The following is a 24,796-nucleotide window of genomic DNA, read 5'->3' as shown; positions in this document are numbered from 1 at the left end:
CGGCCGGCGAGTCCGAGATGCGAAACGATCTGACCCATACGGCGGACGCGCCGTCCGTCGTCGACCTGCGGAGCGACACCGTCACGCGGCCGACCGAGGCGATGTACGCGCGGATGCGGACGGCACCGCTGGGCGATGACGGGCTCGACGCCGACCCGACCGCCTGCGCGCTGGAGGAGACCGCCGCCGCCATGCTCGGCAAGGCGGCCGGCCTGTTCGTGCCGAGCTGCACGATGGGCAATCTGCTGGCGATCCTCGCCCAGGTCCAGCGCAGCGAGCAGATCTTGCTCGAAGCCCAGGCCCACATGCTCAACACCGAGCGCGGCGCCGCGACCCTGACCGGTGCCTTCCTGTACGGGGTCGCCGGCACGGACGGCGCCATGGACCTCGACCGGTTGGAGGACGCCCTCAGCCCGAATGCCAGCCCGCTCCGGACGGCCATGATCGCGCTGGAGACCTCGCACAACGCCGCCGGGGGCACCGTGCTGCCGCCGGCCCATATGGCGGCGGTCGCAAATCTCGCCCGGGCGCGCGGCATCCCGGTCCATCTCGATGGGGCGCGCCTGTTCAATGCGGCGACGCATCTCGGCGTCGCGCCGGCGGATCTCGCCGCGCATGTCGACACGGTGTCGCTGTGCCTGTCCAAGGGCCTGAGCGCCCCGGTCGGCGCCGTGCTGGCCGGCGACGGGCCGGTCATCGCGGCGGCGCGGCGCCTGCGGAAGATGATCGGCGGGACGCAGCGGCAGGTGGGGATCATGGCCGCGGCCGGCCTCGAGGCGATCACCGTCATGGGTGCGCGCCTCGCCGAGGATCACGACCGAGCCCGGCAGCTGAGCGAGGGGCTGAACGCCCTGCGGCCGCGCCTCTCGGCGACCATGCCGCAGACCAACATCGTGCAGGTCGATCTCGGCCGGACCGGGCGGGATAGCGCGCGCTGGATCACGGATCTCGACGCGCTCGGGATTCGCACGCGCCCCCTCGGCGGGCAGCGGCTTCGGCTCGTCACGCACCGCCACATCGCGGCGGCCGATATCGACCGCGCCGTGGCGGCCTTCCGCACCTGCCTCGACGGGGCTTGAGCGGAATCAGGCCGCGCCCGCGACCCGCGTCTTCGCGCCGAGCATCCGGGCGAGGAGGACGACGTCGGCGGCATTGTCAGAGAGCAGGTCGGTAACGTCGCCGACCTCCAGCGCCTTCACGTGGCGGCAGCGCATGCCGTAGCGGCCGGCGGTGCAGGTGCAGCGCAGCTCCGGGCCGCCCGGCCGCTCCTCCAGGCTGACATGGTAGCGATTGCCGGTCGAGCCCCGCATGGCGAATCGCAAAGCCGCAGGCTCGTCGGGGAAGGCCGCCAGGGCGCGGCCGCTGATCGTCCGCGGGCTGCGACGCGGTCCTGCCGGGCCGCCGACCGCCCGCGTGACCGGCAGGCCGAGCGCGGCCGCGAGGGCATGCACGTCCGCGACCGCCCGCTCGCGCATCGCGGCCAGGGCAATCTCCGCGCAGGCATAGGCGTCCTCGCCGGCATCGTGATGCTCGAAGCGGATGCCGAGGCGCCGCGCCACCTTGCCGAGCCCGCATCCCTCCGGCGCCGGGAAGACCCGGCGCGCCACCTGGACCGTGCAGAGATACGCGAGATCGGGAACCGCCAGGCCCGCCCGCGTCAGGCCGGCCCGCAGGACGCCGATATCGAAGCTCGCATTGTGCGCCAGGATCAGCCCGCGCCCGAGATCGCCGAGATAGGGCGCCATCACGGTGGCGAAATCCGGCTTGTCCGCGACGTCGGCCGGCAGGATCCCGTGAACCCGGATGTTGCCCGGCGCGAAGCGCATCTCGGGGGGCCGGATCAGATGGCTCTCCCGGCGGACGACCCGACCCTGCGCGATCCAGGCGAGGCCCACCGCGCAGGCGCTGTCACGCCGCTCGTTGGCCGTCTCGAAGTCGAGGGCCAGGACCGTCATCTAGGGTCAACCATGCCGGGTGGGAGTTCTCGGGGTGTTCCCCGCGAGGTCTAGGCCGCCCGGATCCGGGCTTCAACCCTGCGCCACCATCGCCAGCCAATCGTCCTCCGACACGACCTGGACGCCGTGCTTCTGGGCGTCCTTCAGCTTCGAGCCGGCTCCCGGGCCGGCCACGACGAGGTCGGTCTTGGCCGAGACCGAGCCGGACACCTTGGCGCCGAGGCGCTCGGCCACCGCCTTGGCCTCGTTGCGGGTCATCTTCTCCAGGCTGCCGGTGAAGACCACGGTCTTCCCCGCGAAGGCGGAGGCCGAGGCGGGCCGCTCCATCGGCTCGACCGCGACCGCGTCGAGCAGAGCCGCGACGGCATCGGCGTTGTGCGGCTCGGAGAAGAACAGGAGCAGGGCATCGGTCGCTACCGGGCCGATCTCCCCGTCATCGGCGAAGACCCGGTAGGCATCCCCGGGACGCTGCGCCGCCGCGCGCGCGATCGCCGCACGCACCGCATCGACGTCGCCGTAATGGGCAAGGAGGTTCTCGCGCTGGACCGCGCTCAGGCGCGCCCGCTCCTTGGCCGGCGCGGCGTCGTCCTCCGGGAAGCCAAGATCGAGCAGCCGGTCGCGGGTGGTGCCTCCGACGCGCGGGACGGCGGTGAGTTCGACCCAGTCCGGTCCGGGCTGCGCCGCCGAGGCCTCCTGGATCGCCGCGATGAGCGTCGGCATGTCGGTGAAACGCTTGGCCAGCGCCTTGGCGGTCGCCTCGCCGATCTGCGGAATGCCGAGGGCGAAGAGCAGGCGATTCATCGGCACGGCCCGTCGTGCCTCGACGGCGGCGAGCAGGTTCTTGATCGCCTTGTCGTCGTACTCGCCCTTCTTCTTGGCGGCTTTCTTGGGCGGCTCGGCCGTTGTCGATTCCGCACGCCGCTCGGCCGAGAGCGCCTCGCGTCGCGCCACGATGGCGGCCTTGAGTTCCTCGAAATCGAGGCGGAACAGGTCGGCGGGCTGGCGCACGAGCCCGGCCTCGAACAGGACCTCGATATAGGTCTCGCCGAACCCCTCGATGTCGAAGCCGTTGCGCGACACGAAGTGCTTCATCCGCTCGACGCCCTGCGCCGGGCAGATCAGGCCGCCGGTGCAGCGGCGCACCGCGTCGGGGCGGCCGGTGCGCGGATTGATGGCGCGGACGGCGCGGCTGCCGCAGGCCGGACAGGTCTCGGGGAACACATAGGGCTGCGACCCGGCCGGACGCTTGGTGAGGTCGACATCCATGACCTTGGGGATCACGTCCCCGGCCCGCACCACCGTCACGGTGTCGCCGACGCGGATGTCGCGGGGCACGAGGATCGGCTGACCGTCGGCGCCGATCCCCTCCGCGATAGGCTCACGGATAAACTCGCCGTCCGCCCCGACGCCCCTCACGTAGCCCTCGTTGTGGAGGGTGGCGTTGGAGACGACGACGCCGCCGAGCGTCACGGGGCGCAGCTTCGCCAGCGGGTTCAGGGAGCCGGTGCGGCCGACATTGATGACGATGTCCTCCATCACCGTCGTGGCTTCCTGCGCGGCGAATTTGTGGGCGAGGGCCCAGCGCGGCGAGCGCGAGACGAAGCCGAGACGCTTCTGCAAGCCGAGGTCGTCGACCTTGTAGACGACGCCGTCGATGTCGTAGCCGAGCCCGGCCCGGTCCGCCTCGATGCGGCGGTAATGGCCGAGCATCGCCTCCGTGTCCGTGAAGGTCTCGGTGCGGGGATTCACCGGCAGGCCCCAGTCCGCGAAGCGCTGTAGGCTGCCGGATTGCGTCTCCGCGATGGGCGCAGACAGCTCGCCCCAGGCATAGGCGAAGAACCGGAGCGGACGGGACGCGGTGATCGCGGGATCGAGCTGGCGCAGGCTCCCGGCCGCGGCGTTGCGCGGGTTGGCGAAGAGCGGCTTGCCGGCCGCTTCCTGCCGGGCGTTGATGGCGGCGAAATCGGCGTGGGACAGGTAGACCTCCCCGCGCACCTCGCAGATCTCCGGCCAGCCGGACCCCGCGAGCGCCGCCGGGATGTCCTGCACCGTGCGGGCGTTGGCCGTGACGTTCTCCCCGACCTCGCCGTCGCCGCGGGTGGCCGCGGTGTCGAGCCGCCCGTTCACGTAGCGCAGCGAAAGGGACAGGCCGTCGATCTTGGGCTCGGCCGTGAAGGCGAGGAGTGTCTCGTCGGGCCAGCCCAGGAAGCGGCGCACGCGCGCGACGAACTCGGCCACCTCCCCATCGTCGAAGGCATTTCCCAGCGAGAGCATGGGTACGGCGTGCCGCACCTTGGCGAACTTTTCCGAGGGCTTTGCGCCGACCGACGTGCTGGCCGCGCCGGTGCCGGCGAGATCCGGAAAGCGCGCCTCAATCTCCTCGAGGCGGCGGCGCAGCCGGTCGTACTCGGCGTCCGAGATCTCGGGCGCGTCCTCCTGGTAGTACAGCCGGTCGGCCTCCAGGAGCGCGTCCGACAGCCGCGCGTACTCGGCGCGCGCATCCTCGGCGGTGAGGTCGAGATCGAGCGGATCGGATTTCGTAACGGCCATTGCGGGGTTCTAACGCATCGGCGGCCGACGGGGAGTCGGCCGTGGCGCGCAGTCCCCTGTTCCCTCAAGCATGGGACTTGAGCAGGCCGCCGTCTCCCGCCATCCGGAACGCCGCCAGGAATGTTGCGGCGACGAGGACGGCGACCCCGTGCAGCGGCAGCAGGGGCGCCAGCCAGCCCGCGACGGCGGTGCCGGCGACCGAGCCCAGATTCATGGCGGCCATGTAGACTTCGAACTGCGTGGCCGCGCCCGGTCGGCCCCGGCTCGACTCGAGCAGGGCCGGCATCAGGGCGACGATCAGCAGGCCGGGCAGCACGCTGGTGAGCGCCAGGATCACCGGTCCCGCCGCCCCGATGAGGCCGGCGCCGATCAGGCTGCCGGCGAGCGCGAAGGTGACGGCGCTTCCCAGGAGCAGCACGCGCAAGGGCGCTGCTGCCCCCGCCCGATCCGACCAGAGACCCACCGCGACGGCGCCGGCCGTGCCGCTCGCCAGGGTCAGGATCGCCTGAAGGCGCGACAGGCCGGCGGCATCCCAGCCCTGACGCTGGAGCAGATCGATCGAGAAGGGCAGCTCGAACAGTCCGAGGGCGGCGTCCAGGCCGAAGCACAAGGCGAGCAGACGCAGGGCACGCGGCCGCTGGAGCGCGACGACGGTCCGGCGCAGGAAGCGCCGGACCGGGACGCGGCGCGGTGCCGGTCCGCGACGCTCAAGGGACAGGAACGCGTCAGTCGGCGCCTCGCGGATCAGCAGCATCGGCAGGCTCGCAAGGATCGCGGCGACGAGCAGCCAGCGGCTGCTCGCGGCGAATCCCCAGGCCGCCAGCATCCAGCCGAAGAGTCCGGCGCTGAGGCTGGTTCCCGCCACGAAGCCCGCGCGCGTGCAGGCGCTGACCCGGCCGAGCTCGTGCGCCGGGACATGGTCCATGATCATCCGGTCGCAGGCGGTGTCGAGCAGCGACGCGAACACGCTGTGAACGAGGAAGACCAGTCCCAAGGCACCGATGGCGTTGCGTTCGACGACGAGGAGGAGCGCGAGACTCGCGAGGCATCCGACGAGCGCTGCGACCGCGAAGGGCCGACGCCGGCCCATCCGCGTGTCGCCGGCCCGGTCCACCCAGGGTCCCCAGAGCAGGGGCTGCAACGTCCAGGGCAGTCCCGCCAGGGCGAAGTGAACGCCGACCTCGGCCGACGAAACGCCCTGCGCCGCCAGATGGTTGGCGAGGGCGGTGAGCGAGAAGCCCGCGATGAGTCCCTGGTAGAGATAGGTGGCGAAGAACACCCCGTAGCGGACCCTTCGCCGGTGCAGACTCGGCCTGTCCGAGGGAGCGCTGCCGAAACCCGCGGCAATCGGGGTCATCGCGCACGCCGCTCCTTGCGGGAGGCGGGCTTGTTTCCGATGCTGCTCATACCGCCCTCACCGGATCCCCGCCCGTGCCGTTTCGCCCTGCCGACGCTAGCGCCAGCTCTCCGCCCCTGCGAGGCGTCGCGTGAGCGCGGCTCGGGTCTGGATCGTCGATCTCGGGCTTTCTCCGGACCGGCTCCATCGCTGCGACGCCGTACTCGACGGCGCGGAGCGCCTGCGCGCGGACCGGTTCCTGCGGCCGGCGGATCGGGCGCGCTTCGTCGCCAGCCATGCGGCGCTCCGAACGGTGCTCGCCGACGTGCTCGGTCTCCCGCCGGCCGAAGTGGAGATCACGGCCGGCCCCGGCGGCAAGCCGGAGCTCGCGGGTGCGGCGCGAGGCGCCTGGCAGTTCAACCTGTCGCATTCCGGAGCGCGGGCGGTGATCGGCATCGCGCGCGACATGCCCATCGGTGTCGATGTCGAGGCCGTCCGGCCGATCGTGGACGCGCTGCGGATCGCGCGGGCGCATTTCGCCGCCGACGAGGTGTCAGCCCTGTCCCGAGCATCCCGGAGCACGGTCGAGCGTGCCTTCTTCGGTCTGTGGACCCGCAAGGAAGCCGTGGTGAAGGCGCTCGGCAGCGGCCTGTCGCTGCCCCTCGACCGGTTCAGCGTCACCGTTCCGCCTGAAGCCCCGCGTCTCCTCCGGGCGGTCGGCGACGGATCCTGGACACTGGACGGCCCGTGGAGTCTCGCGGATCTCGATTGCGGCGCGGACCATCTCGCCACGGTTGCGGTGCGCTCGGCCGCGGTGGCGATCACGAGCCACCGGCTCTCCGACGATTGGCCCGAACATCTCGGCTGAAAAGGCGCAACACCGCGCTTGCGGTGGGGGAAAGGCGCGGCTATACACCCGCTCGCCGGCCTTGGCGGAGACGCGGGACGGCCTTCGGAGTGTAGCGCAGTCTGGTAGCGCACCACGTTCGGGACGTGGGGGTCGCAGGTTCAAATCCTGCCACTCCGACCAATCTTTCCCGAGACTTAGCACCGCCCCTGGACCACCGGCCCACCGCGCCGGGACGTTTATCGGGACGCTAACGCGGTTTTGATGCGCCGCAATATGACCTTCACCTGGCGCCGCACGTTCCCCGACACGCACCACGATTTCGTAGCCGAGGAAGCGGGCCAGCATGTCGGCCGCATCCGGCGAATCCACGGCGGGCCGCAGGATGGCGTCTGGATGTGGAGCTGCACCGGCTGCCAGCGCGGGCATGAGGCCACGGGCGTCCGGCCGCTGAACGGTGAGGCCGCGACCCGGGATGAAGCGATTGAGGCGCTCGCCGCCGCGGGGGACCGGGCGAAGGAATGGAGCGCGCGGACCGGGCGGCTGCTGGCTCAGAAAGGCCGCTGGTCAGCCCTGCGCCACGTCGGCGCCGGCTGGGATCAAGATAAACAGACCAGCACGCTAGGCACAAGCCGAATGTACGGTATCGGACATTAGCTACGTGCTATCGAGGCAATGACAACAAATGCTGTGACGGCTAGGCAACGCTACCGGCGATCTGTCATTTCAATCGACTTGGCTCGAAGACATCAACCGTAGGTTTCATTAGGGAAACGTAGCGGAGGATGGCATGAGCAATGTCGCGGCAGAGATTGTAAAAGCGGTCGATGTCCTAAAAAAATTGATTAGCAGTGCCGGACTGAATCCCGACTTTTATATCGAGTTCAACGATAATTTCTCTGGGAGAAGGATGCACGCATTTCTAGTTGATGGTCTTCAACGGTCATCTGATCCTGGAGTGTGGCCGCAGTCCATCCCTGAATACCGGCTTTTGTCTCGGGATGAGGCGGTCGTGAACGGCGTAAAGCTCCGGTGGCCGATTCAAGCCGGGTTTCCAGCCGTCGAGGGATCTTAACTCGGCTGCCTCACTCCTGCCTATCGCACGGGACCTCAAACGGCGTCAGGGCGTCGCGCGCGTGCTGCCGCCAGATATGGCGCTGGACCCAGTTACAGGCCGCCGACGGCTTGATCGTCATGGCTCTTTTTGATCTCGGCCCGCACCGGGGTCGAGGCCCGCCTCGTCGGGCTCAGGCCCGTGACATGGAAACGGCGCCATGGGCACGCTCGCCACCAAGAGCGCGATCATCTCGGAATACGAGTTCAAGAGAATCGCGGGCGGCTCACCCGTGATTTGCTGCCACCGCGTAACGAAGACATTCGTCGGCAGATCGGCGACCGCTTCCGCCGCCGTCGCGAGGGGGTCTTTCTCAGGCGGCGCGGAGGAGACCATGCGCCTCCAACGGCCTCGATCAGGATTTGGCCTTCGCCTCCGGCCAGGATGGTGAATCGAAGGTTTTTCGATCTGAGACGGGTCTGGGTGCCGCGACGAAGCGGTCAGTCGCGGTGGAGGCGGCGTGATGGCTCCGCGCATGCCCGTGTCCCTGGTCGAGCAAACCCACGGGGATGCGCCGTCGCCCGGTGTCGCCGGCTGCGACGCGGGCGGCGGAATGGCGTATGGAGCCCGCCGATGGACGCGCCGTCTCACCGCCCGATCGACCACCCTTCAGTATGGAGCGGCTTCGCCCGCACCTTCGTCGTGGCCGCCGCAATCATGGGCCTGGCGGCGATCGGCCTCGTGGCCGCAATCGACCCCTACGGATTGCGGGCCGCGCCCGGTCGTCCGCCGGGACCGATCATGGACACCAATCAGCGGCTCTCCTACCCGCAGATCGCCCGCGGCGGTCCGTTCGACGCGGCGGTCTTCGGGACCTCGACCGCACGTCTGCTCGACCCGGTCGCGCTGGACGCGGCCTTCGGCGTGCGGTTCGCCAATCTGGCTATGAATGCCGCCACGCCCGATGAGCAGACCCGCCTCGCCGGATTGTTCCTGGCACGCAGGCCGATCCGCGCGGTCCTGTTCGGCCTCGACGCCACGTGGTGCGCCGCCGATCCGCCGGCCCGAACCGCGAACGCCTTTCCGGACTGGCTCTACGCGGACGGAGCGCCGGGGGACGTGTTGCGGCAGATGAGCTTGCGCTCGGTCACGACGGCCGTCGGAGCCGGGTTCGCAGATCTCGGGCTGGCACGGGCGAGGATCCGCGGCGACGGCTATGCGGTGTTCACGCCATCGGAGGCGCGCTACGACCTCGACCGCGCGCGGGCGCATATCCGAGCGGGGGCCGTCGAGTCATCCGCCGCCGACGCACCGGGCGCCCCGATGCCGGCCCTCGCCCATCTCGACGATCTGCTCGGCCGCGTACCGGGGGAGGCGCTGAAGATCGTGGCGTTCATGCCGGTCCATGCGGCGGCGCAGGGAGCGCCGGACTCGGCAGCGGGCCGGCGCGAGGCGGCTTGCAAGGCGCGCACCGCGATGATCGGGAAACGCCGCGGCGCCGTCGTGGTGGATTTCCGCCGGATCTCGCCGCTCACGACCGAGGACGCGAATTACTGGGACGCGCTCCATTACCGCCTGCCCGTGGCGGCGCGCCTCGTCTCGGATCTGAAGGCCGCCGTCGCGACGGGCCAAGACGATCCGGACGGAGTCTACCGCGTGCTGGCACATCCCTGAATTGGGCGGTCAGGCGGCGGCGCGCTCGGACCGAGCCCAACCCGCGCGGGTGCTGGTGCAGTAATCCGCGTAGCGGCCGTCCCGGATCGCCGCGCGGGCGCCGGCCATCAGGTCCTGGTAATAGGCGAGGTTGTTCCAGGTCAGGAGCATCATCCCGAGGATCTCGTTCGACCGAACGAGGTGATGCAGATAGGCGCGGGAGTAATCCCGGGCCGCCGGACAGGTCGAAGCCTCGTCGAGCGGCGCGGTGTCCTCGGCGTGGCGGGAATTGCGCAGGTTGACCCGTCCGTGGCGCGTATAGGCGAGGCCGTGCCGGCCGGCGCGGGTTGGCATCACGCAGTCGAACATGTCGATGCCGCGGGCGACCGCGCCGAGGATGTCGTCCGGCGTACCGACGCCCATCAGGTACCGGGGCTTCGCCGCCGGCAGATGCGGCTCCACCGTCTCGATCATGGCGAACATGACCTCCTGGGGCTCGCCCACGGCGAGGCCGCCCACCGCGTAGCCCTTGAGATCGAGATCCGTCAGCGCACGCGCGCTCTCGACGCGCAGGGCCGGCACGTCGCCGCCCTGGACGATGCCGAACAGGGCCCGCCCGGGCTGCTCGCCGAACGCGACGCGGCAGCGCTCGGCCCAGCGCAGGGACAGATGCATGGCCTTCTCGATGGCCGCATGGTCGGCCGGCAGGCGCACGCATTCATCGAGCTGCATCTGGATGTCCGAGCCGAGCAGACCCTGGATCTCGATGGAGCGCTCCGGGCTCATGTGGTGGGCGGTGCCGTCGATATGCGAGCGGAAGGTCACGCCCTGCTCGTCGATCTTCCGCAGGGCGGAGAGGGACATCACCTGGAAGCCGCCGGAATCCGTCAGGATCGGCCGATCCCAGTTCATGAAGCGGTGCAGGCCGCCGAGCCGGGCCATGCGCTCCGGGCCGGGGCGCAGCATCAGGTGATAGGTGTTGCCCAGCACCACGTCGGCGCCGAGGTCGCGGACCTGATCGGGATACATCGCCTTGACGGTCGCGGCGGTGCCCACCGGCATGAAGGCCGGTGTGCGGATCGTGCCGCGCGGCGTCGTGATGACGCCGGTTCGGGCGGTGTCGTCCTGCGCCAGCAGGTTGAATCCGAAGGGAACGCTGTCGGTCATGGGATGTCCGCGCGCGGGCCCGGGAAGAGCAGGCTGGCGTCGCCGTAGGAGTAGAACCGGTATCCCGCCTCGATCGCGTGCGCGTAGGCCGCGCGCATCGTCTCCAGTCCGGAGAAGGCCGAGACCAGCATGAACAGCGTCGAGCGCGGCAAGTGGAAGTTGGTCACGAGCGCGTCGACCGCGCGGAACCGATAGCCCGGCGTGATGAAGATCTCGGTCGGCCCCGAGAAGGGCGCGAGCGTCCCGTCCGGGCCGGCGGCGCTCTCCAGAAGGCGCAGCGCCGTGGTGCCCACCGCGACGATCCGGCCCCCCGCGGCCCGCGCCGCGTTCAGGGCGTCGGCCGTGGCGGCGTCGAGGATGCCGATCTCCGCATGCATGCGGTGTGCGTCGGTATCCTCGGCCTTGACCGGCAGGAAGGTCCCGGCGCCGACATGCAGCGTGACGTGGTGGCGCCGTAGACCGGCGGCATCGAGATCGGACAGCAGCGCCTCGGAGAAGTGCAGGCCCGCCGTCGGCGCCGCGACCGCTCCCGGATGCCGGGCGTAGACCGTCTGGTAGTCGGTGGTGTCCCGGGTATCCGTGGCGCGCTTGCCCGCGATGTAGGGCGGCAGCGGCAGGGCGCCCTCGGCGGCGATGGCGGCGTCGAGCTCGGGCCCGGACCGGTCGAAGGCCAGGACGATCTCGCCGGCCTCGGCCTTCTCGATGACGGTGGCGCCCAGTGCGCCGAAGCGCAGTGCATCGCCCGGAGCGAGTCGTTTCGCCGGCCGGGCGAAGGCGCGCCAGCGATCCGGGGCTTCGCGCAGGTGAAGCAACACCTCCGTGCGCTGGCCCGGGGCGCCGGGACGCGTGCGGACACCGTTCAGCCGCGCGGGGATCACCTTCGTGTCGTTGAAGACCAGGGCATCGCCCGCCCGGAGGGCGCCGGGAAGGTCGCGCACGGTCCGGTCGGCCGGCGGCAGGCCGGGTTGCACCACGAGCAGCCGCCCGGCATCGCGCGGCTCGGCCGGGCGCAGGGCGATGCTGGTTTCCGGCAGGTCGAAATCGAAGAGGTCCACGCGCATCGCCGGCTGCCTGCACCGAACGGCACGCGGTTTCAACCGCGGAACCGCCGGGGAGTGCGCCCGTTTCCGCGTCACCGAGACGCGAGGTCCTCGATCCATGCCCTGGTACGCCGTTCGCCCCCGTGATGACGCCGACCCCCGCTGGCCGCTGCCCGGCACAGCCGAGATCGTGCTGAAGGCCGAGGATCCAGAAGCCGCGCGCGCGAAGTTCGAATCGGCCTATCCGAGCCAGCCTTTCGGCAGCCCCGGCGTCCCCGTTCCGGATACCGGTGCCGGCAGCTTCCGCGGCGATCCGGACGCGCTGGTCGTCGCCGAGACGGGCGAGCCGTCGGCGTCGCGGGATCGCCCCGCGTGACGACCCGCGTGCCCCCCCGGTCCATCACCCTGGACGGCCAGCTCCTCGGCTATTGGGAGCGTGAGGCCGCCCGGCTGGAGACCCTGGCCGCCGCGACGCGCTTCGCTTGGCAGCGTCGGCGCTATCTCCGCAAGGCCGAGGTCGCCCACGCCAAGGCGGAGCTGAGCCGACGGCGCGAGGTTGCCCGGGGCCGCGAGACCCCGTCGGAGACATAGCCGCGGCTAACACGTTTTCGACGGTCTCGAACCTTTGCCGTGGCCTTGGCCGCGGCGGGTGCCGTATGGGCGCGGCGTCACCCCAACGGCGCAATCCATGGACCGCACCCAGAAAGCCGCCCTCTTCAGCGCGGGCATCGGCCTCGCCGTTACGGCGCTGAAATTCTACGCCGCGTGGCTCACGGGCAGCCTTGCCCTGTACTCCGACGCGCTGGAGAGCATCATCAACGTGGTCGCGGCCGTGGGCGCCTTCGTGGCCCTGCGGGTCGCCGCGCGTCCGGCCGACGAGGACCATCCCTACGGACACCACAAGGCCGAGTTCTTTTCCGCGGTGATCGAGGGCGCGCTGATCGTGGTGGCTGCGCTGCTGATCCTGCGCGAATCCTATTCCGGGCTGCTCGCTCCGGAGCCCCTCGACGCGCCCCTGATCGGCCTCGCGATCAACTTCGGGGCCGGAATCATCAACGCCGCCTGGGCGGTGGCACTCATGCGGTGGGGCAAGCGCTGGCGTTCGCCGGCTCTGATCGCCGATGCGCGTCACGTCTTCGCCGACGTTGTCACGTCCTGCGGCGTCCTTGCCGGCGTCGGCGCCGTCATCCTGACCGGATACCCGGTCCTCGACCCCGTCGTGGCCGGGCTGGTGGCGCTCAACATCCTCTGGTCGGGCTTCCGCATGGTCCGGGAATCGGTGGACGGCCTGATGGATCGGGCCGCCCCGGCCGAGATGGTGAGCCAGATCCGGTCGCTCATCTCGCAGCACGGTGAGGGCGCGCTGGAGGCGCACGACGTGCGCACCCGCTCCGCCGGTCAGGCCACCTTCATCGATTTCCACCTCGTCGTCCCCGGGGCCATGACCGTCGAGGATTCCCACGCGATCTGTGACCGGCTGGAGTCCGCCTTGGAAACGACGATTCCCGGCGCCGTGGTGACCATCCATGTCGAGCCCGGCGAGGAGGCCAAGGCCCGGGGATTGCCCGTGCTGTAGGACCGTCAGCTCCAGGCGTGGAGCGGCGGGTTCACGCCGTTCAGGGCGTGGTTGCCCACGATCGCGTATTTCCAGCGGACTGGATCGTGCAGCGTGTGCGTGCGGGCGTTCCGCCAGTGCCGGTCGAGGTTCTCCGCCGCCAGGGTCGAGCGGGTGCCCGACAGCTCGAAGAGCTTGTTTGACGCCGCCAAGGCCACCTCGGTGGTGAGCACCTTTGCCTCGGCCACGGCGATCTGTGCCGCGGCGACCGCCTCGGCATCGGGTCGCGCTACGGCCGCGTCGAGGACGAGCCCGGCCCGGTCGAGCAGCGCTTCGGCGGCGTGCTGCCGGATGGTCAGATCGCCGATCGCGTGGATCGTGTAGGGATCGTCCGAGGCCCGTTCCAGCCCGCTATCGATCCAGGGGCGGGCCTTGTCGCGAACGAAGCGTATCGTGTCGTCCAGGGCCTCGCGGCCGATCCCGGCATCGACGGCCGCCTGGATAATCTGGAACACCGCGCCGTCGGCTGTGGGCGCCTCGTAGCCCTTCCAGGCGGGGACGAGATGGGTCTTGGGTACCCGCACGTCCTCGATCAGCACGGTCCCGCTGGCCGTACCGCGCTGGCCGAAGCTCGACCAGTCGTCGATTACCGTCAGGCCGGGCGCGTCCCGCTCGGCGATGGCGTACCAAGCACGCCCGTCTCCATCGAGCGCGACGATCGGCACGAGATGCGCGAGAAGGGCGCCCGTGGCGTAGAATTTCTGGCCCCGCACGACGACGTGGTCGCCGTCATCGGTGAAGCGTGTGTCGAAATCGGCCGCCCGCTTGGTGCCGCGCTCCGAGAAGGCGTTGCCGAACCGCGTTCCGCGCAACACCTCCGAGAAGAGCAGGTGCTTCTGCGCCTCGTCCGACACGGTCCGGATGGCCGCCAGGATGCCGAGATGGTTCTGGGCGATCTGCGCGATCGATGGATCGGCAGCCGCAAGGATGGCGATCACCTGGGCCAGGGTCCGGTACGAGACCTCCGGGCCGCCATACGCCCGCGGCACGTTGATCGACCAGAGGCCGCTCTGAGAGAAGGCGTCGAGTTCCGCCAGCGGTCGTGCGGCGTGGCGGTCCCGCTCCGAGGCGCCGCCCCGGAACGCGGCAGCCAGCCGCTGGGCGACGGCCAGCGCCTCGGCATCGTCACGGATCACATGGGCGGGGGAGGGCGGTCGCGTAGGGCCGGGAGCGCCCTGACGGCGCTCCGGCGCGAGCGTGCGCGCATCGACGGCGATGTTCATGGCTCACTCCAGTCAGGCAGGATACGGATCGGCGTGCGACGCTCAGGCTGCCTCGGCATGCCGGTTCCGGGCGGCCTCGAGGGCGCGGACCCGGGGGATCACGTGCGCGCCGAAATACGCGACGTCTTCCTGGAAGTGCAGGAAGGCCAGCAGCGCGAGGTCCGCACCGGCATCCTTCAGCGCCAGGATCCGCTCGGCGATCTGGTCGGGCGTGCCGATCATGTTGGTCTTGAAGCCGTCGTTGTACTGAACGAGATCCTCGAAGCTCGACTTCGCCCAGTTGCCTTCGCCTTCGGGCGAGGCCTTGCCGGCATTCTTCACCTCGTGGCCGAAAGCCCTCACGGCCTCGGGATCGGCATTGTCGATGATCTCCTGAAGGACGGCGCGGGCTTCCTCCTCCGTGTCGCGGGCGATCACGAAGGCGTTCACGCCGATCCGGGGATAATTGCCGGTCTCGGCCGACTTGGCGCGGATGTCGTCCACCTGGGCCCGGATCGTCTCCGGCGTGCCGCCATTGGTGAAGTACCAGTCGGAGACGCGGGTCGCCATGTCGCGCGCCGCCCGGGACGAACCGCCCTGGAAGATCTCAGGCAGCGGCTGGGCGGGCTTCGGCTTCAACGTGTAGTCGCTGTAGCGATAGAAATCGCCGCGGAAGGTGAAGTTGTCCTGCGTCCAGATCCCGCGCAGGCTCCGGATGAATTCCTCGGACCGGCGGTAACGCTCGTCATGATCGAGCCAGGGCTCGCCGATGGCCCGGAACTCTCCCGAGAACCAGCCCGACACGATGTTCACCGCGATGCGCCCCTCGGTGAGCTGCGAGATCGTGGCGATCTGCTTGGCGGCGAGGGTCGGATGCCACGGTCCGGGTAGAAGGGCGGCGATGACCTTGAGCTTGGTCGTCGCGGCAAGCAGGGCGTGGCTGAAGGCCACCGATTCGTGCTGGTACTCAGCCCCGTAGCCGGCGGTGAACCGGATCTGCGTCAGCCCGTACTCGAACCCCGCCGCCTCGGCGATCTGGGCCAGCTTTCGATTGTACTCCGCATCCCAGCTCGTCCGCTGCGGGATTTTGCTGATCACGAGCCCACCGGAAACGTTGGGCACCCAGTAGGCGAAGCGGATCGGCTCGCGCCGCGGGTCATCGGCGAAATGGCTTGTCATCCGGCGCTACCTCAGTTGCACGGCGGCCACGCGCCGTGTCGTCTTTGGAAGATCGCCGCGAACTGAATACACTATGCACTGCGCGGCCGATCGATCCAGAACACAGAAAGTATTCTGGAGCGACGGCGCGCGGTCAAAGGAACGGGTTGCTGTTTTTCAGCCGGACCCCGCGAGACTTTTCCTCGCCGGGAGCCAAAGAGTTCGATTTTGTCCTAGGCCGCCCGGGGCTCGGCCGAATCGTGCAGGCGGCGCCACGCGAAGACCGAGAAGACGCCGATCAGACAGGCGGCGAGGCCGAACCACGTGAACGCGTATTGCAGATGGTTGTTGGGGAGGTCGACGCGCAGCTGACCGCCCCGCGGCCAGGTCGTCTGTCCCGGGACGGCATCGGCCTCGATCAGGTAGGGCGCCACCGTGCCGAGGCCGCGGGCCGCGGCGATGCCGGCGATATCCCGATTGAACCACTCGCCACGGGCCGGGTCGGGCGCCGGCACGAACATCCCCCGGGCCTCGCTGGACCGGAGGATTCCAGTGACCGTCGTCGGCCCCTCGATCAGGCCATCCCGGCGATCACCCTGCGCCTTCAGTTCCGTGGGCACGAAGCCCCGGTTGATCAACACGATGCTGTCGTCGTCGCGGCGCAGGGGCGTGAGAACATAGAAGCCTTGCAGGGCGCGTCCCGGCGTCTCGCCGGCTGCCAGGCCGTGGACGAGGGTCTCCCGGTCGTTGAGGAAGCGCCCGGAGACCCGGACATGCCGAAACTCGTCACGCTCCGGAGTCCAGGCCTCCGGCGCCGGGGGCGCCACGGGCTCGGCCCGGCTTTGCCGAACGATCCGCGCGATCAGGTCTTCCTTCCAGGCCTTGCGTTCGAGCTGCCATGTCCCGAGGCCGAGCAGGATGGCCAGAGCGATCAAGGACGCGATTCCCGGCGCGACGAGATCGCGCCAGGCGGCCCGCTTCGTTTCGGCAGCGGTCACGGCTCGAAGCGCCCTTCCTCGGCCCGATTGCTGAACTGAAGGGCGACCAGAAGGCCCTTGAGCGGTCGAACCAGGATCAAGCTGAGACCGACGGAGAGTGTCAGTGCCACCGTGGCGTGAACCCAGATCGGCGGCTCGTAGGTGATCTCCAGCCACAGGGCGAGGCCCACGACGATGAGGCCGACGATCGACATCACGAAGAAGGCCGGCCCATCCGCCGAGTCGAAATGCGTGTAGTCGAGGCCGCAGGCCTCGCAGGAGGGACGCAGGGTGAGAAACCCCTTGAACAGATGTCCCTCGCCGCAACGCGGGCACCGGCCGCGCAGGCCGGTGGGGATCGGGGGCGGCGGCGAATAGGTTCGGTTGTCCACGGGCATACTCCAGAACAGCTCCGCGCGGACCCCGGTCGTCCCGCGCCCGGGCCGTCCTATCCGATATGGGGATCACGAAGCGTCGGAAATGCAAAAGGGCGGCCTGAGCCGCCCTTCGCAGGTCCGCCATGCATCGGCGGGATGCTTCGCTCTCAGTGAGCGCCGCCGCCGTGGAAGACGCCCGAGCCCCACACGTAGATGGCGGCGAACAGGAACAGCCATACGACGTCGACGAAGTGCCAGTACCAGGCGGCGAACTCGAAGCCGAGATGCTGGCGCGGGGTGAACTGGCCCGCATAGACGCGGAACAGGCAGACCGCGAGGAAGATCGTGCCGATGATGACGTGGGCGCCATGGAAGCCCGTCGCCATGAAGAATGTCGACGCGTAGATGCTTCCCGAGAAGCCGAATTCGGCGTGGCTGTACTCGTAGGCCTGGCAGGCGGTGAACAGAACGCCGAGGATGATCGTCAGCCACAGGCCGTATTTCAGGCCCTTGCGGTCGCCCTCGATCAGCGCGTGGTGGGCCCAGGTCACCGTGGTGCCGGAGGTCAGCAGGATCAGCGTGTTGAGGAGCGGCAGATGCCAGGGATCGAAGGCCTCGATACCCTTCGGCGGCCAGACGCCGCCGGTAAACTCCACACGCGAGACCTGGATGGGATCGGCGGTGTAGAGCGCGGCCTCGAAGTAGGCCCAGAACCACGCGACGAAGAACATCACCTCGGAGGCGATGAACATCATCATGCCGTAGCGGTGGTGCAGCTGGACGACGCGGGTGTGATCGCCGGAATTGGCCTCGTGGGCGACGTCCCGCCACCACGAGAACATCGTGTAGAGGACGCCGATCGTGCCGGCCCCGAAGATGTAGGGGCCTGGGCTCAGGGTGCCGATCTGGAGGCTCTTCATCCAGAACACGGCGCCGAACGCCATCAGGAAGCCTGAAAAGGCCCCGATCAACGGCCACGGGCTCGGACTCAGGATGTGATAGTCGTGATTCTTGGCGTGCGCCTCGGCCATCGTCCCGTCGCTCCTCACCCTCGTGCCCCGCGCCGTTCCCGGCATCCGGCCTTACGCTGTTCGTTGCTTGCTCTTGGCCGGGCGCGGCCGACACCACACCCAAGCTTGCCCGAACGTTTAGTCGGTGCAGGCCCGTCTTGTCACGGGTCCGCGATCAGAAATCGCCCTTCGTCTCCGAAGAACCGGACTTCGCCACCGTCGCCTTGACCGGCTGGCCGTTCTTGGAGGCGAAGTACGTGTAGGACAGCGTCATCTCCGAGAGATGCGCGGTGTTCGAATCGTCCCGGACGGCCGGATCGACATAGAACACCACGGGCACGTCCAATGTCTCGCCGGGCTGAAGCGTCTGCTCGTTGAAGCAGAAACAGGCGATCTTGACGAAATAGCCGCCCATCAGGCCGGGCTGGACGTTGAAGGTGGCCACACCCGCCGACGGTGCGCTGCCGACATTCTGCACCCGGAAGAAGACGGTCTTCGTCTCGCCGAGCTTCGCTTCGACGCGGCTCACTTCCGGGACGAACTTCCAGGACAGCCCCGGTGCGACGTTGGTGTCGAAATGCACGACCATGCTGTCGTCGTTGCGTGCCGCGGAGGCGGCGAGCGCCGGCCCCTGGCGGGGCGTTCCGTCGTAGCCGGTCGCCTTGCAGAACGCGTTGTAGAGAGGGACCGACGCGAAGGCGAGGCCGACCATGCCGACGGCGAGACCGGCGCAGGCGATGGCGGTACGCTTGGCGCCGCGACCCGGTCCGGAAGGGGCAGCTGTCATCGCGAACTCCTCAGAGCGGCCGGCTCAGGATCTGCGGTCCGAGCTTGACGATCGTCAGCACGAAGAACAGCAAAACCCAGGCGCCGAGGGCCAGCGCGATGGCCACGGAGCGCTTGCGGCGGCGCGCCTCCTCCTCGGGGGTGAGTGGCCGGTACTGGATCTCGGGATCCGCCATGGCGCTCAGCCCAGGACCGGGCGGAACAGGCCGAAGCTCTGCTCGGCCAGGAGCGCCGAGAACAGCGCGAACAGGTAGAGGATCGAGAAGCCGAACATGCCCATGGCGGCACGCTTCTCGGCATCGCCCTCGCGGTTCCGGAGAACCCGGATGCTGAAGGCCACCATACCGAGGCCGCCCACGAGGCCGACCACCGCGTAGACGAGGCCGCCGAAGCCGAGCGCAACCGGCACGAGGCCGAGGGGCGCGAGGAGCAGCGAGTACCACACGATCTGGCGGCGGGTGGAGGCCGGGCCGGCGACGTTCGGCATCATCGGGATGCCGGCGCGGGCGTACTCGTCGGCCTTGATCAGGGCGAGCGCCCAGAAGTGGGGCGGGGTCCAGATGAAGATGATGGCGAACAGGATCAGGGACTCGATGCCCACCGAGCCGGTCACCACCGCCTGACCGATGACCGGCGGCAGGGCGCCCGCGGCGCCGCCGATGACGATGTTCTGCGCCGTCGCCCGCTTCAGCCACATGGAATAGACCACCGCGTAGAACACGATGGTGAAGGCCAGGAGCGCCGCGGCCAGCCAGTTGGCGGTGAGGCCCAGCACCAGCACGGACGCCACCGAGAGGAACAGGCCGAAGCCGAGGGCCTCCTCCGACGTGATCTTGCCCGCAGGGATCGGCCGCGTCGCCGTGCGGCTCATGACGGCGTCGATATCCGCGTCCCACCACATGTTGAGGCAGCCGGAGGCACCGGCGCCGACCGCGATGGCGAGCAGCGAGATCGCGCCGATCGCCGGCTGCACGTGCCCGTGGGAGACCACCATGCCGACCAGGGCGGTGAAGATGACGAGAACCATCACCCGCGGCTTCAGCAGGGCGAAATAGTCCGGAACGTCGCCGCCGGCGCTCGTGAGGGCCGGGGCGGGGACCTCCGGTCCGATCGTGTTCGTCAGGCTCGTCATCGCGTCTGCCGCTGCTGTGTCGGCGCCCGGCCGCGCGCGTCACGGCCGAGTCGGTTCTCGAATTCGACGTGTTCCAAGAGTCGGCGTGAGCGGGGCCCAGGACGTCGTCCTCGGCCCGTGCGGATCGCCCTCAACGCTCGCCCTTGCCGGGAGGTCGGCCGACCGGCCTCCGGGGAAGGGCGAGGGCCGCGGCTGCGGCCCTCGCGAGGTCTCTATCAGTGCGCGCCCGGCTCGTCGACGATGCGGGGCAGCGTCTCGAACTGGTGGAAGGGCGGCGGGGAGGAGAGCGTCCACTCGAGGGTGGTAGCGCCTTCGCCCCACGGGTTGTCCGCGGCCCGCTCCTTGGAGCGGAAGGCCAGGACCACGCCGATCACGAACACGAACATGCCGAGGCCGAAGATGTGGCCGCCGTAGGTCGACACCTTGTGCCACTGGGCGAAGGCATCCGGATAGTCGGCGTAGCGACGCGGCATGCCGGCGAGGCCGAGGAAGTGCATCGGGAAGAACAGGACGTTCGCGCCGATGAAGGCCAGCCAGAAGTGCAGCTTGCCGGCCCACTCGGGGATGATGTGGCCGGTCATCTTCGGGAACCAGTAGTAGACACCGGCGAAGATGATGAACACGGCACCCAGGGACAGCACGTAATGGAAGTGCGCGACCACGTAGTAGGTGTCGTGCAGGTACTTATCGACCGCCGAGTTGGCGAGCACGACGCCGGTGACGCCGCCGACGGTGAAGAGGAAGATGAAGCCCACCGCCCAGTGCATCGCGGCGGTGAAGCGGATGGAGCCGCCCCACATGGTGGCGATCCACGAGAAGATCTTCACGCCGGTCGGGACCGCGATCACCATGGTGGCGAACACGAAGTAGGACTGCGTCTGCAGCGACAGGCCGACCGTGTACATGTGGTGGGCCCACACGACGAAGCCGACGACGCCGATCGCCACCATGGCGTAGGCCATCGCGAGGTAGCCGAACACGGGCTTGCGCGAGAACGTGGCGATGATGTGCGACACGATGCCGAAGGCCGGCAGGATCATGATGTACACTTCGGGGTGACCGAAGAACCAGAACAGGTGCTGGTACAGGATCGGGTCACCGCCACCGGCCGGATCGAAGAAGGTCGTGCCGAAGTTGCGGTCGGTCAGCAGCATCGTGATGGCGCCCGCCAGCACCGGCAGCGAGAGCAGCAGCAGGAAGGCGGTGACCAGCTCGGCCCAGGCGAAGAGCGGCATCTTGTGCAGCGTCATGCCCGGGGCGCGCATGTTCAGGATGGTGGTGATGAAGTTGATCGCGCCGAGGATCGAGCCCGCGCCCGAGAGGTGCAGGGCGAAGATCGCGAAGTCGACGGCCGGGCCGGGATGGCCGGCGGTCGAGAGCGGCGGGTAGACGGTCCAGCCGGTGCCGGCGCCTGACGCGCCGGGCGCGCCCTCGACGAACAGCGAGCAGAGCAGGGAGCAGAAGCCCGCCACCGTCAGCCAGAACGAGATGTTGTTCATGCGCGGGAACGCCATGTCGGGCGCGCCGATCATGAGGGGCACGAACCAGTTGCCGAAGCCACCGATCAGCGCCGGCATCACCATGAAGAACACCATGATGAGGCCGTGTCCCGTGACGAACACGTTGTAGGTCGCGGGGTTTGAGAAATACTGCAGGCCGGGCGCCTCCATCTCCATCCGGATGCCGAAGGAGAGGAACGCGCCGATCATGCCGGCGCAGAAGGCGAACAGCAGGTAGAGGGTGCCGATGTCCTTGTGGTTCGTCGACAGGAACCAGCGGGCGAAGAACGATGGCTTGTGGTCGTGGACCTCGTGGGCCCCGGCATGGGCTGCGGCTGTAGCCATGGATTCGAATGCCTTGTGAATCTGATGGGTTCGGTTCGGTCAGCCGGGGCTCAGCGGGCCTCGGCGAAGCTCGTGCCGTTGTCGATGCGGGCGTACTTGGTCTTCGCCTCCTTCAGCCATTCGGCATAGGCCTGCTCGCTGACCACGCGGACCACGATCGGCATGTAGGCATGGCGCTGGCCGCACAGCTCGGAGCACTGACCGTGGAAGGTGCCTTCCTTGTCGGCCTTGAACCACATCTGATTCAGGCGGCCGGGAACGGCGTCGATCTTGAAGCCGAAGGCCGGCATGGCCCAGGAATGCAGCACGTCGGCAGCGGTGACCTGGATCTTCACGATCTTGTTGACCGGAACGACCATCTCGTTGTCGGTCTGGAGCAGGCGCGGCTGCTTGTCCTCGTCGATGTTGGCGTCGAAGGTGAAGCCGCCGCCGGCCTCGGTCTGCGGGTACTCGTAGGACCAGTACCACGCGTGGCCGATGACCTTGACGATCATGTCGGCCTTCGGATCCGAGAGCTGCGTGCGCAGCAGGCGGAAGGACGGGATCGCGACGGCGACCAGGATCAGCACCGGCACGATCGTCCAGGCGATCTCGATGGCGGTGTTGTGCGTGGTGCGCGACGGCGTCGGGTTCCGCTTCTCGCTGAAGCGGTAGATGCACCAGAGGATCAGCCCCAGGACGAAGACGGAAATCCCGAGGGACAGCCAGTGCAGGCCGATTTCGAAGTTCAGGATGTCGCGCGCGTTGTCTGTGACCGGAATCTGCCGGTCCATCTCCCACGGCACGGGCTGACCGAAGCCCGCAGCCTGCGCGCCTGATATCGGGAAGAGCAGGGCGCCGAGAGCGGCGAGGCTCCAGAGTGACCGGTTGATCGTCCGCACCGTCCGCATCTGCCTCTCGTGGCTCCCTTGAACTATCTGGCTGCCGCCGAACCGTCCCGTCTTGACTGCGTGCGGGATTGTACCGACGTGACGGAGTACCGGTTGTGTCACCCGGCATTATCCGACCGGGGCTTCAGACCACAAGGGCCGACGAGGTGCAACCGCACAAGCGTCGCATCGCGCGCTTTCCAGCCAGTTGGCGGTGTCTCGTGGCGTCGGCGCACTAGGGAACGGCGAAATCATTCACGGTCGCATGGCGCGGGGGATGAGCCATCGCCGGCCGTTCGTATCACCCCATCGGAGTTCGAGATGTCGACGGAAACCGGAAGCCGAACGTCCGGTCTGCCGCCCTGCGCGGTGCCGGTGTCCATGCAGGTGATGGCCTATGACGGCTCGGCGCCGAAGCCGGACACGCGGGCGCTCGCAGCGGAGGCGCCGGTCAACCTCGTCTACGGCAGCGTGCCGCACGCGGTGATGATGGCGACGCCCGCCGATCTGGAGGATTTCGCCTACGGGTTCAGCCTCACGGAAGGGATCGTGGACAGCGTGGACGAGATCCGCGCGACCCGGGTCGAGATGGCCGAGGACGGCCTGCGCCTTCACGTCGATCTGGCGCCCGGTCGGCTTCGCGAGCACTTGGCGCGCAAGCGCGCCATCAGCGGCCGGACCGGTTGCGGCGTCTGTGGCATCGAGGATCTGGCGCAACTGCCGCGGGCCGGGGGGCGGGCCGCGTCCGAAGTCCGGATCGCTCTACCGGCCATTGCCCGCGCGCTCTCCGAGCTGGATCGGGCGCAGGTGCTCGGCGCGGAGACGCGCGCCGTTCACGCGGCGGCCTGGGCTCGCCGCGACGGCAGCCTTGCGGCGGTCCGTGAGGATGTCGGCCGCCACAACGCCCTCGACAAGCTGATCGGCGCCCTGATGCGGGCGGGCACGCCCGCGGACGAGGGTTTTCTCGTCATCACCAGCCGCTGCTCGTTCGAGATGGTTGAAAAGGCCGCACGGCTCGGCGCGGCTGTGATCGTCGCCATCTCGGCACCGACGTCGCTGGCCCTCGAACGTGCCCGATCCTATGGCCTGACGCTCTGCGCCATCGCGCGGGCCGATACCGTCACGGTCTTCACGGGCGCAGAGAGGCTGACCGCCGGCGGCTGACCACCGGCGGGTGACGCCGAGGCCAGAGCCGGCGCGCCTATTCGGACGGGCCCGGGACGATGGTGGCGCCGCCGATCACCCGCACCGGCTTCTTGTCCGACGGCGGGTCCTTCCAGTCCTTCGCGGCCGGCTTGGCCGCGTCCGCGACGGGGGCTCCGGCCGGCTTCGAGGGTGCTGCAGCAGGCGTCGTCGGGGCCGGCGAGGGGGATTTCTCGATCGATGCCGCCTTGGTCTCGGGCGCCGAGGGCGGATTCGGATCGCTCTTGGCCGTGTCGGCGGGAGCGATCTTGGGGGCCGGCGCCTCGGGTGAGGTGCGGTGGGGCGTCTTCAGCTCCGGCGTGCGCGCGGGCGTCGCCCGTGCGACCTTTCTGGACGGAGCGCTGCGGACGACGCCGTCGGGGTTGAGCCCGTCGGGATTGACGTCCGGTCGGAAGGCTTCGCCACCCGGACGGCGCTTCGGTCGCGCCATCGGGTCCTCGGCGGGCGGGGCCGGGCGGATCGCGCGACGGGGGAGGGCCTCGTCCTCGGTCCAGCCGAAACCGGGTGTGGGCCGCTCAAGCCGCGCGTAGGTTTCCGGCGCCCCCGTCCGCTGGCGGCCCACGATCGCCCCTGTCATCGGATCGACGAAGAGCCGCACCGGCACGCCGGCGGGGCCGACGGCCTCGACGACGTAGACCCGCCCGTCGAAGTGCGGGCGGCTGAGGCCGCTGAAGCCGCGGTCTGCGAGGCGCCAAGCCACGACGCGCGGGGGGAGGACCTCATCCTCGAAAGCGAATTGCGCGTGGGCGCCGCTGGATGCACCCAGGCAGGTCGCGGCCGATAGGACGACCGCGCCCAGCGTCAGGATCGTCGGTCGTCGGAGGCGTGCAACTCTGCTCTTCATCGTCACTCTTGTGCGTTCTCGGTTTGGAGACCCGGCAGAGTGTCCGGTTCCGGCATGGTCCGGGCCGGTGGACCCGGACCTCGACCATGCCGGCGAGGTCGTTGCCCCGCATGCCGCTTGTGCTCGGCCTGCCCGGTAGAACCCGCGATTCGGGCGAGATTGCGGAGGCCGGGAGCC

The 24,796-nt window shown here is 69.3% G+C and carries 26 protein-coding genes and 1 tRNA gene; 10 read left to right on the top strand and 17 right to left on the bottom strand.

The annotated features are described in order from the left end of the window. The first annotated feature begins 17 nt into the window (after nt 1-17). Nucleotides 18-1,079, top strand: a complete 1,062-nt coding sequence (locus PQI07_RS04170; protein WP_274926097.1) for a GntG family PLP-dependent aldolase — start codon at nt 18-20, stop codon at nt 1,077-1,079. 6 nt (nt 1,080-1,085) lie between these two features. Here PQI07_RS04170 and PQI07_RS04165 read toward each other — a convergent pair whose 3' ends face one another. The 3 genes from PQI07_RS04165 to PQI07_RS04155 form a co-directional block, all read right to left on the bottom strand. After that, entirely contained in the window at nt 1,086-1,955 is an 870-nt protein-coding gene (locus PQI07_RS04165; RefSeq protein WP_274926096.1) for a 3'-5' exonuclease, read from the bottom strand. A 72-nt stretch (nt 1,956-2,027) separates the two neighbouring features. Beyond that, nucleotides 2,028-4,505 (bottom strand): NAD-dependent DNA ligase LigA, encoded by a 2,478-nt coding sequence (gene ligA, locus PQI07_RS04160; RefSeq protein ID WP_274926095.1) that lies wholly within the window; start codon nt 4,503-4,505, stop codon nt 2,028-2,030. A gap of 64 nt (nt 4,506-4,569) precedes the next feature. Further along, complete coding sequence (locus PQI07_RS04155) at nt 4,570-5,862, bottom strand: MFS transporter (protein ID WP_274926094.1); 1,293 nt, start codon at nt 5,860-5,862, stop codon at nt 4,570-4,572. A gap of 130 nt (nt 5,863-5,992) precedes the next feature. On the opposite strand from PQI07_RS04155, the gene PQI07_RS04150 reads away from it, so the two are divergent. The 4 genes from PQI07_RS04150 to PQI07_RS04135 all read left to right on the top strand — a co-directional run bounded on the left by PQI07_RS04150 (nt 5,993) and on the right by PQI07_RS04135 (nt 7,763). Further along, on the top strand, nt 5,993-6,709 hold the full coding sequence (locus PQI07_RS04150; RefSeq protein ID WP_274926093.1) for a 4'-phosphopantetheinyl transferase family protein: 717 nt from the start codon (nt 5,993-5,995) through the stop codon (nt 6,707-6,709). Between the two features lie 85 nt (nt 6,710-6,794). Continuing rightward, nucleotides 6,795-6,871 (top strand) — tRNA-Pro (locus PQI07_RS04145). A gap of 93 nt (nt 6,872-6,964) precedes the next feature. Next, complete coding sequence (locus PQI07_RS04140) at nt 6,965-7,345, top strand: hypothetical protein (protein WP_274926092.1); 381 nt, start codon at nt 6,965-6,967, stop codon at nt 7,343-7,345. A 133-nt stretch (nt 7,346-7,478) separates the two neighbouring features. Further along, entirely contained in the window at nt 7,479-7,763 is a 285-nt protein-coding gene (locus PQI07_RS04135; protein WP_274926091.1) for a hypothetical protein, read from the top strand. Nucleotides 7,764-7,880: 117 nt separating this feature from the next. Here PQI07_RS04135 and PQI07_RS04130 read toward each other — a convergent pair whose 3' ends face one another. Further along, complete coding sequence (locus PQI07_RS04130) at nt 7,881-8,138, bottom strand: hypothetical protein (RefSeq protein ID WP_274926090.1); 258 nt, start codon at nt 8,136-8,138, stop codon at nt 7,881-7,883. Between the two features lie 237 nt (nt 8,139-8,375). Here PQI07_RS04130 and PQI07_RS04125 point away from each other — a divergent pair, with 237 nt between their 5' ends. Then, nucleotides 8,376-9,416, top strand: coding sequence for a hypothetical protein (locus PQI07_RS04125; protein WP_446720940.1), 1,041 nt, complete (start codon nt 8,376-8,378; stop codon nt 9,414-9,416). Between the two features lie 9 nt (nt 9,417-9,425). On the opposite strand, the gene tgt is transcribed toward PQI07_RS04125, so the two are convergent. Next, nucleotides 9,426-10,562 (bottom strand): tRNA guanosine(34) transglycosylase Tgt, encoded by a 1,137-nt coding sequence (gene tgt, locus PQI07_RS04120; protein ID WP_274926089.1) that lies wholly within the window; start codon nt 10,560-10,562, stop codon nt 9,426-9,428. Next, nucleotides 10,559-11,623 (bottom strand): tRNA preQ1(34) S-adenosylmethionine ribosyltransferase-isomerase QueA, encoded by a 1,065-nt coding sequence (gene queA, locus PQI07_RS04115; RefSeq protein ID WP_274926088.1) that lies wholly within the window; start codon nt 11,621-11,623, stop codon nt 10,559-10,561. The genes tgt and queA overlap by 4 nt, the downstream gene beginning before the upstream one ends. Before the next feature lie 97 nt (nt 11,624-11,720). Here queA and PQI07_RS04110 point away from each other — a divergent pair, with 97 nt between their 5' ends. The 3 genes from PQI07_RS04110 (at nt 11,721) to PQI07_RS04100 (ending at nt 13,178) form a co-directional block, all read left to right on the top strand. Then, the gene (locus PQI07_RS04110; RefSeq protein WP_043754863.1) at nt 11,721-11,978 is read left to right on the top strand and encodes a hypothetical protein; all 258 of its coding nucleotides are present in this window, start codon (nt 11,721-11,723) and stop codon (nt 11,976-11,978) included. Continuing rightward, complete coding sequence (locus PQI07_RS04105) at nt 11,975-12,193, top strand: hypothetical protein (RefSeq protein WP_043754866.1); 219 nt, start codon at nt 11,975-11,977, stop codon at nt 12,191-12,193. Before PQI07_RS04110 ends, PQI07_RS04105 begins: the two co-directional genes overlap by 4 nt. A gap of 97 nt (nt 12,194-12,290) precedes the next feature. Next, on the top strand, nt 12,291-13,178 hold the full coding sequence (locus PQI07_RS04100) for a cation diffusion facilitator family transporter (protein WP_043348505.1): 888 nt from the start codon (nt 12,291-12,293) through the stop codon (nt 13,176-13,178). A 5-nt stretch (nt 13,179-13,183) separates the two neighbouring features. Here the strand turns inward: PQI07_RS04100 and PQI07_RS04095 are convergent, their stop codons facing one another. The 10 genes from PQI07_RS04095 to coxB all read right to left on the bottom strand — a co-directional run bounded on the left by PQI07_RS04095 (nt 13,184) and on the right by coxB (nt 22,593). Beyond that, a complete protein-coding gene (locus tag PQI07_RS04095) occupies nt 13,184-14,440 on the bottom strand; it encodes an SfnB family sulfur acquisition oxidoreductase (protein ID WP_179697834.1) in 1,257 nt (418 codons plus the stop codon). Nucleotides 14,441-14,482: 42 nt separating this feature from the next. After that, nucleotides 14,483-15,598 (bottom strand): dimethylsulfone monooxygenase SfnG, encoded by a 1,116-nt coding sequence (sfnG, locus tag PQI07_RS04090; protein WP_274926087.1) that lies wholly within the window; start codon nt 15,596-15,598, stop codon nt 14,483-14,485. Between the two features lie 212 nt (nt 15,599-15,810). Then, entirely contained in the window at nt 15,811-16,575 is a 765-nt protein-coding gene (locus PQI07_RS04085; protein ID WP_182592440.1) for an SURF1 family protein, read from the bottom strand. After that, entirely contained in the window at nt 16,572-16,952 is a 381-nt protein-coding gene (locus tag PQI07_RS04080; RefSeq protein WP_075381481.1) for a DUF983 domain-containing protein, read from the bottom strand. Before PQI07_RS04080 ends, PQI07_RS04085 begins: the two co-directional genes overlap by 4 nt. Before the next feature lie 146 nt (nt 16,953-17,098). Further along, nucleotides 17,099-17,962 (bottom strand): cytochrome c oxidase subunit 3, encoded by an 864-nt coding sequence (locus tag PQI07_RS04075; protein ID WP_043348496.1) that lies wholly within the window; start codon nt 17,960-17,962, stop codon nt 17,099-17,101. Nucleotides 17,963-18,116: 154 nt separating this feature from the next. After that, nucleotides 18,117-18,728 carry a cytochrome c oxidase assembly protein gene (locus PQI07_RS04070; protein ID WP_274926086.1) on the bottom strand — a complete coding sequence of 204 codons (612 nt, stop codon included), beginning with the start codon at nt 18,726-18,728 and terminating at the stop codon, nt 18,117-18,119. Nucleotides 18,729-18,738: 10 nt separating this feature from the next. Then, complete coding sequence (locus PQI07_RS04065) at nt 18,739-18,903, bottom strand: cytochrome c oxidase system small membrane protein (RefSeq protein WP_043348492.1); 165 nt, start codon at nt 18,901-18,903, stop codon at nt 18,739-18,741. A 5-nt stretch (nt 18,904-18,908) separates the two neighbouring features. Next, on the bottom strand, nt 18,909-19,859 hold the full coding sequence (locus PQI07_RS04060) for a heme o synthase (RefSeq protein WP_043380432.1): 951 nt from the start codon (nt 19,857-19,859) through the stop codon (nt 18,909-18,911). Between the two features lie 215 nt (nt 19,860-20,074). After that, on the bottom strand, nt 20,075-21,703 hold the full coding sequence (gene ctaD, locus PQI07_RS04055; protein WP_043348481.1) for a cytochrome c oxidase subunit I: 1,629 nt from the start codon (nt 21,701-21,703) through the stop codon (nt 20,075-20,077). Between the two features lie 50 nt (nt 21,704-21,753). Continuing rightward, nucleotides 21,754-22,593, bottom strand: coding sequence for a cytochrome c oxidase subunit II (gene coxB, locus PQI07_RS04050; protein WP_043348479.1), 840 nt, complete (start codon nt 22,591-22,593; stop codon nt 21,754-21,756). 300 nt (nt 22,594-22,893) lie between these two features. Here coxB and fdhD point away from each other — a divergent pair, with 300 nt between their 5' ends. Next, nucleotides 22,894-23,736, top strand: coding sequence for a formate dehydrogenase accessory sulfurtransferase FdhD (fdhD, locus tag PQI07_RS04045; protein WP_446720939.1), 843 nt, complete (start codon nt 22,894-22,896; stop codon nt 23,734-23,736). Between the two features lie 37 nt (nt 23,737-23,773). Here fdhD and PQI07_RS04040 read toward each other — a convergent pair whose 3' ends face one another. Beyond that, nucleotides 23,774-24,619 (bottom strand): hypothetical protein, encoded by an 846-nt coding sequence (locus PQI07_RS04040; protein ID WP_274926085.1) that lies wholly within the window; start codon nt 24,617-24,619, stop codon nt 23,774-23,776. Nucleotides 24,620-24,796: the final 177 nt, after the last annotated feature.

The sequence above is a fragment of the Methylobacterium sp. 092160098-2 genome, from assembly GCF_028920805.1.
Lineage (GTDB): Bacteria > Pseudomonadota > Alphaproteobacteria > Rhizobiales > Beijerinckiaceae > Methylobacterium > Methylobacterium fujisawaense.
Note: the sequence above shows the minus strand (reverse complement) of the source record. Positions and strands in the feature narration are given on the sequence as shown.